This is a genomic window from Edaphobacter sp. (assembly GCF_035763405.1).
In the GTDB taxonomy this organism is placed as follows: domain Bacteria; phylum Acidobacteriota; class Terriglobia; order Terriglobales; family Acidobacteriaceae; genus Edaphobacter.
Genome location: NZ_DASUBE010000073.1, coordinates 1 through 9,555 on the forward strand (window position 1 = coordinate 1; position 9,555 = coordinate 9,555).

8 protein-coding genes are annotated in these 9,555 nt (G+C 62.1%); 1 reads left to right on the forward strand and 7 read right to left on the reverse strand.

What is annotated here, in order from left to right; translation table 11 throughout:
- From VFU66_RS07320 to VFU66_RS07345, 6 genes are all read right to left on the reverse strand, one after another.
- A partial coding sequence (locus tag VFU66_RS07320; RefSeq protein ID WP_326445589.1) for a hypothetical protein occupies nt 1-416 on the reverse strand: 416 nt, incomplete at its 3' end.
- A gap of 141 nt (nt 417-557) precedes the next feature.
- Nucleotides 558-2,492 (reverse strand): DUF4097 family beta strand repeat-containing protein, encoded by a 1,935-nt coding sequence (locus tag VFU66_RS07325; protein WP_326445590.1) that lies wholly within the window; start codon nt 2,490-2,492, stop codon nt 558-560.
- 3 nt (nt 2,493-2,495) lie between these two features.
- The gene (locus VFU66_RS07330; protein ID WP_326445591.1) at nt 2,496-3,677 is read right to left on the reverse strand and encodes a B-box zinc finger protein; all 1,182 of its coding nucleotides are present in this window, start codon (nt 3,675-3,677) and stop codon (nt 2,496-2,498) included.
- Entirely contained in the window at nt 3,674-4,666 is a 993-nt protein-coding gene (locus VFU66_RS07335) for an anti-sigma factor family protein (protein WP_326445592.1), read from the reverse strand. The genes VFU66_RS07330 and VFU66_RS07335 overlap by 4 nt, the downstream gene beginning before the upstream one ends.
- Nucleotides 4,667-4,690: 24 nt before the next feature.
- The gene (locus VFU66_RS07340) at nt 4,691-5,506 is read right to left on the reverse strand and encodes an RNA polymerase sigma factor (protein ID WP_326445593.1); all 816 of its coding nucleotides are present in this window, start codon (nt 5,504-5,506) and stop codon (nt 4,691-4,693) included.
- 173 nt (nt 5,507-5,679) lie between these two features.
- Nucleotides 5,680-6,213 carry a superoxide dismutase family protein gene (locus VFU66_RS07345; RefSeq protein WP_326445594.1) on the reverse strand — a complete coding sequence of 178 codons (534 nt, stop codon included), beginning with the start codon at nt 6,211-6,213 and terminating at the stop codon, nt 5,680-5,682.
- Nucleotides 6,214-6,614: 401 nt separating this feature from the next.
- Between VFU66_RS07345 and VFU66_RS07350 the strand changes: the two genes are divergently transcribed.
- Nucleotides 6,615-8,162, forward strand: a complete 1,548-nt coding sequence (locus VFU66_RS07350; protein ID WP_326445595.1) for a S10 family peptidase — start codon at nt 6,615-6,617, stop codon at nt 8,160-8,162.
- 425 nt (nt 8,163-8,587) lie between these two features.
- Here VFU66_RS07350 and VFU66_RS07355 read toward each other — a convergent pair whose 3' ends face one another.
- Complete coding sequence (locus VFU66_RS07355) at nt 8,588-9,148, reverse strand: TlpA family protein disulfide reductase (RefSeq protein ID WP_326445596.1); 561 nt, start codon at nt 9,146-9,148, stop codon at nt 8,588-8,590.
- Between the last annotated feature and the right edge of the window lie 407 nt (nt 9,149-9,555).

Consider the following 9,555-nt stretch of genomic DNA (forward strand, 5'->3'; position numbering starts at 1 on the left):
ATCATCTCTCCCGTGTTGGGAAGAACAAGATAGATCGCCGCCAGAGCAATGCGAAACCGAAGTGTCCCCCACGCGGAAGACCGGCTTGATAGAAGCAGATTGACAGGGAGTGCCTCGAAACTAATGGCAACCAGATTTTCAATCAGAGGTGCATGTTGGAGAGGCACAAGCAACGCTGCTGCTGCGGCAACCCGCGGCAGCAAATGCAGGTATCCGTTGTAACTCCAGTAGAAGGGCCTCCAAGGTCCCCAGTTGTATGCCTGGGCAAACCAGATGGCGCCGTCCTCCCCATAGAACTGGGCATGAAACACCGAGTCGGGACGCCGCGAAATGACGATAACGCAAGCGGCGAGGAAGATCGCAACATGCTGCCACGCACGAAATTCAAGGGCCTTGCCGGGGGCTGTTTCCGTCACTCGTGGACCCTCTCGCGTCCTCGATTGCAAAGTGCAACGCGGTCTGCGCTGCTTTGCATCAGGCTCGCATCAATGACGCGGAAAGTACAGGCATAAACCCTCGACAGGAACCTTGAATGGAATGAGGTCCCGGCCCGGGCTTTATTTTGTGGAGCGGCTTTTGTTTTGGTCCTGCTCCGCGGCGGCCTTGTGCATGGTGTCTTCGGCCTGTTTGAGGCGGGCCTGAATTTCGTCGTCGGTGAGCGGCTTTCGGTTTGGGCCGATGCCGACCTTGGTGCCGTCGGGAGTCGTGGTGATGCGCGTGCCGTCCTTGGCGACCAGCACCTTCGTGCCGTCGGGCGTGGAGGTGAACGTCGTGCCGTCTTTAGCCACGTAGATGGCGGTACCGTCGGCGCTGGTGCTCACGCGCGCTCCGTCCTTGCTGATGATCACTTGGCTGCCATCGCCGCTTGACGTAATCGTACCGCCGTTGCCGATGATGACGCGCGCGCCGTCACCGCTGCGAATCGAGAGCGGAGGCGGTGGCGGTGGGACCGGGGGCAGTGGCAGCACCGACGCCTTCTTCAGGTCCAGATCGCCCTGCGTCGTCGTCAGCCGCATCACCGGACCACCTTTGCCCACCGTGCCGGTAAAGCTCTTATGCGTGTCGGTGCCGGAGGACTCGAAGGAAAAGTCATTGTCCAGGTCGCCATTGGTCGTCTGTGCCTGCACGGTAAATGAGGAGTGTTCCGGCACCGTGACCGTGATCGAGCCGTTGCGGTTTTCAACAGTGACGTTGCCCAGCGGCGGCGCATTCGTCAGGTCCACTGAGCCGTTGCTGTTCGTCACCGAGACATCGCCCGCAATGCGGTCCAGCGTAATGTTGCGGTTGCGCGTGTTCAGCGTCACCGGGCCCAGAGCCTGGCTGGCCGTCATGTCGTCGCTGCCGATCTCCGATTCGCCGTCCAGTCGCGCAAGCTGGAAGTCGGTGCGGCTGGTGTGGAACTTGATCGGCCCGCGGATGTGGTCGAAGTGGATCGAGCCGTACACGTCTCCCTTGAAGCTGACCGGGCCGCTGATGTCTGAGGCGGTCAGCTCGCCCGCGTGGCCTTCAATCGTGACCGGCCCGGTGATGCTGTGGGCCGAGAACGAGGAATCGCTGTTATTGATGTGGCCGTTCACCGTGCCGGTAATGGCGCTCAGGTCGATGTCGCCGTGGTTGGCCGTGACGGTGACGTCGCCGCGAATCGAACTGACATGAACGTCCCCATGATTGACCATGACATTGGTCGGCGCGGCGATGGGAACGGTAATGGTGAGGTCGGCGTGCGCGCCCTCCAGCGAAGGCATCGTCACCGAGAGCGTGCCGCCGTTGCTCTCAATCATTGGACTCAGTTGCTGGGCCTTGGTGTTGGCCTCCGAGTCCGTGCGCGTGTACACGGCCTTGTGGACGGCGATGTGGATCTGGTTGTCGTCGCTGGTCCCGGAAATTGTCACATCACCGCGCGGGTTGTTGACTACCAGCTTGCTGCCAGCCGGAAAGGCCTGGGCCAGTGTCTGGTCGCTCTCGTGCTTGTCGCCGAAAAACTGGTCGAGGTTGTCCTGGCTGATGCCGAAGTTGCGGTGAAAGAAGGAAAAGGCACGCGGACCGCTATGAAATCCGCTGAATACAAAACCCGTGAAGGCGAGTATCAGCAGCAGAAAGAAGACACCTCCGCCCAATCTGCGGCGATAGCGCGGCTGATTGGGGTCTGAGAGAAAGTACTGGTCGAAGGCCCACTCTCCCAGCATGATGATCCCGGTGCCGAGCAGCAGCATCGGCCACCAGTGCCCGTACCACATCCAGAATTCGCGGCCCGATATATGTCCCGTCTGGACCAGCAGAAAGACCACGCCGATGGCAATCAGCACCAGCGGGCCGACGATGGAGGTGCGCCGCAGGCCGCGCACCTGGTAGCGGTAGGCCGCACGCTGGGCGCGAAAGGCATCGCGCTGCATCCGGGCCTGTTCGCGGACGACCCGGCGCTGATAGCGCCAGTCGTTGCCATACGGAGGGCCGGGGGGCGGCGGAGGCGGGGGTGGGGGATAGCTCGCCATGGCCTATCTCCCTTCCTGGTCGTGCGTGGAGGTCTCCGTGGAATCGGCCGGGGGGGCAGGCTGCGCCGTGGCATCCGGGGGCGGTGGCTGAGGATGGATGTAGGCCGGGTATGCTCCGCCGCTGAAGGCTGCTCTGCGCAGCATCGTCATCACGCCTGCCATGATGATGAATAACGGCCAGCTCCGTCCCCAGGAGAGGATATGGAAGCTGTCCAGCAGAAACATCACGCCGATCAGCACAATCCAGACCGCCCCGCTCATCGCGTGATATACGCGAACCCGATACATCGCGGTGCCGTCGTCGGCCAGCGTCGCGCCGGACGCCGTCATGCGCTGGACAAACAGCCACACGCCGAAGCCGATGAGCAGGAACGGAATGATCCAGTGCATCGGAAAGCCGTAGAACAGATGCGAATTGCCCATCAGGAACAGCGCGCCCAGCACAATCAACCACACCGCCCCGGTGGGGAAGCGATTATGGGCAAAAGCCGCGTTCGGGTCCACCGGACTGAACGGTGGCGCTGCATAGGGCGCAGCAGGCTGTGCGGGAGGAGCATAGTTCTCCCAATTCCACTGCTGGCTGAAGTTCGACGCCGGAGGGGCCGTGTAGGGCGAGTAACCCGAGGCCGGCGGAGGAGTCGAGGCGGAGGGTGGCGGCGCACCAGGTTGTCCCGGAACACTCGCAGGCCACGATTTGCCGAAGCCCAGCTTCTCACCAAGATCGTTCAGACCGAACGGATTCGGCAGCGGAGTCCCATCGCGTCGCGCCCGCGCCGTGTGGACCGCCTCGATGATCTGGTAGATGACCCAGCCCGCGATGAACAGGCCAAACAACCCGTTCTCATTCGAGAGGCTCACCAGAATGGCGAAGACCACCAGGTGCACAATACCCTTGGCGTACTGGCCGTTGTACATGGCGCCAACGCCGGGGATGATGCCCAGCAGCCCGGCCAGCCCGGGGTTCGGCTCGCCAGACATCGGCGGCGGCGGAGGAGGAGCAGCGCCCTCGGTCGCGCCCGGATAGCTTCCGCCCGCAGCTGGGTTTGTTCCAGCCAGACGTGCGACCAGGCAGGGTTCGCAGAAGACAGACGAGCCGACGGAGCGCGTGCACTCCTGGCAGATGGCCTTGCCGCAGTTCTGGCAAAACGCAACACGTTCGCGGTCAGGATGGTTAGCGCAGTTCATGCCAATCCCCCTTCATCCTCAAAGACACCGGGTAAAAATTCAAAAGACTGCATCGTAGCAAAGAGTGCTCCGCGATGGTGCGTGGAGCGGACCAGGGGCAGGTTCCCGCCCGGCGTCTCGCGCCGGCTCGAGCCCGAACCGGGTTTAGGGCGGGGTTGCTTCTGGTCTTGGTTCTGATTCTGTTTCTGCTCCTCAGGCGTTTGCTGGTTGCCGGAGGGTACCTGCTGCGGAGTGGCCGTAGCAGGGGCGTTCTGTGGGGGGAAATCGTTGTCGGTTCGCTGCAGGTCACGCACGCGCGACTCCAGCTCGTACACCACGCGCAGGTTGTCCGAGTAGCGGACCACGCGCGCCTTCGTGTTGTAGCAGGCGCGCAGAATGCTCGACGGCCTGAAGTCGCTGGCGCGCAGGCTCGTCAGCCGAATGCCGGTCAGGTTCATGGTCAGGGCAATCGAGAAGAAGGCCATAGCCGCCGTCATCGCCAGCCGGGGCTGCAGCATGGTCTGGCCGAACGAGCGCAGCCCATGCGCGAACCGCACGCGGAAGGGAAGAACATTCCCGCTGAATGCCGCAGGCTGGAACGCAGGCTCGTCGACAGGCTCCGCCGGGCTCCCCAGCAGCGTATTTGCGGAGCGATGACGGTCGCTCGCGGTACTGACCTGAGCCACTTTGCTGGTGGCCATAGCCATCGAAGTCGCAGCCCCGGAAGTCTGAGCCCTCGAAGTCTGGGCAAAGATCCGCTCCAGCATCGCCGCCGGAGGCTCAGGCTGGACTTCCTTCAGCATCTCCATCCACGCCAATCCGCGCCGCGCGTCGGCCAGCATGGCGGCGCAACCTGGGCAGGCGACCATGTGAAGGTCAAAGGCAGCCTGGTCGGCCGCCGTCAGCGTGCCGTCGAGCGCATCGGCGAGCATCGCCTCACACCGCGCGCAGTCGCCGAGGTTGCCCGGCTGCGGGGGCTTTGCGTTACCGAATTGGTTGAAGTCTGCCACTTACATCACCTGTCTTTCCACCGTTCAAATCACCTGTTTCTCTATACGTTCCAACAGCTTCGCAAGTTCCCCGCGCCCGCGGCTGATACGGCTTTTCACCGTGCCCTCGGGTATGCGAAGCACCTGCGCGATTTCTTTATAATCCATGTCCTCAAGGTCTCGGAGAATAACAGCTTCCCTCAACTCCGGCGAGAGCTGTTTCAACGCGCTCTGCACCCGCGCCCGGGTTTCGAGCCCCGCAATGTGGCTCTCCTGCGACTTGCCCGGGTCAGCCAGCCGGTCAGCCATCGTGGGGCCGTCGCCGGAGCTGTCCATCGGCGCGTCCAGCGAGTCGCTGAACCGGTCCACCCGCGTCCGGCGAAAATGATCGACCAGCAGATTGCGCGCCAGCGTTGTAATCCACGTCTGAAAGCTGCCTTTCTGCATGTCAAAGCTGGCGAGGTTCTTGTACAGCTTCAGGAAGACGTCCTGCGTCAGGTCTTCCGCGTCCGTCCCCGATCCGGTGAAGCGGTAACAGATCGCATAGATCCGCCGGTGCTGCGAGACCACAAGCTGCTGCCAGGCGACGCCGTCCCCGGCCAGACACTGGCGCACCAGTCTGGCGAGAGCTTCCTGTTCGGCTACCTGTTCCGGCGTTCGCTCCAACTTGGCCTCGGACACGTCTCTGGATGGGTACGGCGGTCTGAGCAGTGTATCGCGTGCCGCCGGAACGCTGCTGACCGGTTGCGGTGCCGGGTCCTGGCCCGACCGCGCTACCAGACGCGGCTCCCGGAGCACCTTGTGCCGGGGCAGCCTGCCAAGCCCCGGTGAAGCTGGTATCGCCATGTGGAGAACGCCCATGGCTCCCTATACGCAAAGCCGCGGGCGACGGTTCACCGACTCACACAACCAGCGCTTTTCGCTGCCTAACCACACATCATCTCAACCGGAGCCGGCGCTCTTTGCCGCCGCAGTGGAGAGAGCCCCGTATTCCTCCCCATCGACCTCAACCTCTGCCTTCTTCACGCAGCCCGTTACGGCTTCGGCGCCACAATCACCCCGCAGGCAATCCGATTGCCCGCATTCCCCGTAGGGTCAGTCTTCATGTCGTCCGCGTGTTCGTGGATGACGATCGCCGTCCCGCCATTGGCCAGAATGCTGTCCGGGGATGAGGGGTCCAGCGATAAGTCGTTCACCTTGAAGCTCGCCTCGCCTACATGGTTCTCGTCAATCGACACATTCTGCGGCAGATCGCCATTGTGGTGCCCCATCGGATTCATCGTGCCATGCGCCTTGCCTGCCGGGTTGAAGTGTCCGCCCGCGCCCTTGAAGTCCGGCGCATCGCAGACCGCGTGCTCGTGGATATGCACGGCGTGCTGCCCGAAGGGCAGGTTCTTCAAATTCAGCTTGATCGAGAGCTTCCCGTCCTTCAGTTGTTTGAACGTGGCTGTGCCCGCGTCCTGGCCTCCACTGGTCTTGATGGGAACGACGAGCTTCTCGCTCTTCGTCTTCGCGAAAGCAGGCACGGCAAAAAGGCAGCAGACAAGTACAGCGGAAAGCATACGCATAGGTGTGTTCTCCATTCGGCAACGATTCTACAAGCTACGACCGCTTTGTTGTCATTCCCGAAGAGAATCCGCGTTTCGTTCCTGCACTCGTCTTTTTTTGTTTGTCATTCCCGAAGAAAATCCGCGTTTTTCGGTGGGAGCGCAGGGCGTTAGCCCCGCGGAAATCCCAGCAGATACAAGGGGTTTCAAAGAACGCTGAAAAAGTAAGTTTTGCTTAAGGACACGGCTTCAGCCGTGCCGCTCACGCTGCAAAATCAACGCGGCTTTAGCCGCTGAGGTACGCTTTCTTCCCGGCGAGACACTTTTTCATCACCCTCTTCAGCCCCCGGGCCTTCCCGCATATCGCCGAACGCACCCCCCTAACTGGCGCACAACCCGGCTCGAAGTATATAAATCCCATCATGCATCCAATCCGGTTCCGTGCCCTGCCGAAGTCTGCCCTCTCTCTCTGCCTCTTCGCAACACTCGCCGCCGCTTCTCCAGCCATAGCGCAGAAAGCCGCGCCGGAAGCCAAGCCCGCCGCGACTGACACAAAGCCCGCAGCGCCCGAGGCGAAGGAGAAGACTCCGCCCTCGCTGCCGCCCGAGGCCCACGTCGCCCAGAGCATCGTGCTTAACGGCAAGACCATCAAGTACACCGCCACCGTCGGCTGGCTTCCCGTCAAAGACGCCGACGGCAAGACCACCGGCGAAGTCGTCTACACCGCCTACACCGTCGACGAGCCCAACCGCCCCGTCACCTTCGCCTTCAACGGCGGTCCGGGCGCAGCCAGCGTCTACCTCAACCTCGGCGCCATCGGACCCAAGCGCGTCAACTTCGGCGCCGAGGGGCAAAGCCCGTCCGACCCCGCAACCCTGCACGACAACCCCGGCACCTGGCTCGACTTCACCGACCTCGTCTTCATCGACCCCATCGGCACCGGCTTCAGCAAGTCCATGGTCTCCCCCGACGAGACCAAGAAGCTCTTCTACGGACCCAACCAGGACATCCACTACCTCTCGCGCATCGTCTACGACTGGCTGGTCGAAAACGACCGCCTCCTTTCGCCGAAGTACATCGTCGGCGAAAGCTACGGCGGCTATCGCGGACCTCGGCTCACGCAGTATCTCCAGTCGCAGATCGGCGTCGGCATCAACGGGCTGGTGCTCATCTCGCCCGCGCTCTCGCCCGACGCCGGCGCGCCTGACTTCTCGCCCATCTACTGGATGACCACGCTCCCCTCCATCGTCGCCGCCAACTACGAGCGCCAGGGCAAGCTGACCGAGGAGAACATGGCCCCGGTCATCGCCTACGACCTCGGCGACTACGCAACCGGCCTGCTCAAAGGCAACTCCGACCCCACCGCAACGCCCGACATCGTCAAGAAAGTCACGGAGCTGACCGGGCTCGACCCCACCTTCGTCAAACAGTCCGGCGGCCGCCTCGAAACCCAGGCATTCCTCCGCGAGGAGTTCCGCGAGACCGGCAAGCTCGGCAGCCGCTACGACCCCAACGTCACCGCCTACGACCCCTTCCCCTATAGCCCCACGCAGGAGACCAACGACCCCATCCTGCTCAGCATCATCGCCCCCACCACCACCGCCATGGTCGATTGGGTCACGCGCACCGTAGGCTGGAAGATTGACGCGCGCTACAACGCCCTCTCCGACGTGGTCAACGAGCAATGGGACCGCGGACGCGGCGGAGCCTTCAGCAGCTCAGCCTCCTCCACCGACCTCCGCGTCGCCGTAGCCACCGACCCCAAGCTCCACGTCCTCATCGCCCACGGCTGGTCCGATCTCTCCTGCCCCTTCATGGGCTCTGTCCTCACCGTCAACCAGATCCCGAAGATGGGCGACGCCTCCCGCATCCAGGTCCACGAGTACCCCGGCGGCCACATGTTCTACAGCCGCACCGCCAGCCAGCTTGCCCTCCGTCAGGACGTGATGAAGATGTACAGCGAACACTAAAAGCAGGGATTAGGGATTAGGGAACAGGAACTAGACCATATCGACCTATACCCGGGACGCAACCCAACCCGGGACGCAACTCAACCCGGGATGCAACTCACTGATGTATCCGCAAACTTGTCATCCTGAGCGGAGCCTCTCGCAGCTTAACCGCGAGAGGCGCAGTCGAAGGACCTGCGGTTTGCTCCCTGACCGGGGCCCCATCTTCGCCGGATTCCCCATCCATCGCGCTTTTTGCGATGGGTGGGAATGCACACATTCCCCTTCGCATTTCCATTCCGCAGCGAAGCGGAGGAATCCGCTTGTCTACCCCCGGCACAAATGACACGTCATCTCGACCGGAGGCGCGCTTTTGCGCCGGAGTGGAGAGACCCCCGTATTTTGCTTTCTATTCCTGCCGCAACGCTGTCAAATCCGGGCGCCCATCAACGTCGCTCCAGTCCATCGATAAACCGCACCACCTCGGGGGCCGACCAGTCTGCTGCGCCCACATGTACCGCTACCAGTTGCCCATCCTTCCCATACAAAAACGTCGCAGGATATTGATTAAGCCGCATCGACCGTGGAATGTCCTCATCCCGCATCGTATAAAACGGCAGATCCAGCCTGTGACGCTCTGCCCACGTCCGCACCGTTGCCGGCGAATCCAGGCGCGAGATCACCAGGAACCGCACGTGCGGATCGTCCCGATAGTGGTTGTACAGCGTCTGCACCGTCGGCATCTCTGCTACACATTGAATGCACCATGTGCCCCATAGATTCACAAACAGCACCTGCCCGCGCAGTGCAGACAGGTGCTCCGCCTGCCCGTCGAGCGTGTTGAATACGAAGTCGCTCGCCGGTACGGGCTGGTAGACCAGTCGCGGAGGCCGCATCCGCTCCGCGATGCGCCGCGTCACCAGCTTCCACCCCACTACCGCCAGGCACGCGGCGAGCACCACTGCGATGATCGCGCTCATGCCCACTCGCTTCCAGAACTTGCTCACGTGCGCCTCCGGCCTCTGCTACGACTGGTTCCCAGTCCTGGTTTCACCCCGCCAGATCACTCTTCCCCTGCCAGCTCTTGATGTCAAGCCCTAAAATCACGCAACTGCCTCATAAAAAGCGTCTTACCCGTGGCGGGATGACCCCTCCCCATCTGCTAACCTTTAACTAGAGCGGTTTCCCGGAAACCCCGTCATTCTGAGCGTAGTAGCCGCCCTGAGCGAAGTCGAATGGAAAGAATAGCCGCATTTTCGTCGGAGCGGCACAAACCCTCGCAAAATCCTCATAACCCTTTTGCTTGAAGGACTTTACGTGTTACGGCTCAATGTAATCAATACTTTACGAACAGCCGGCACCGAAGTCCGGACCTAAGTCCTTTGTTCGAAGGACTTTGCACAAAAAGCGGGGG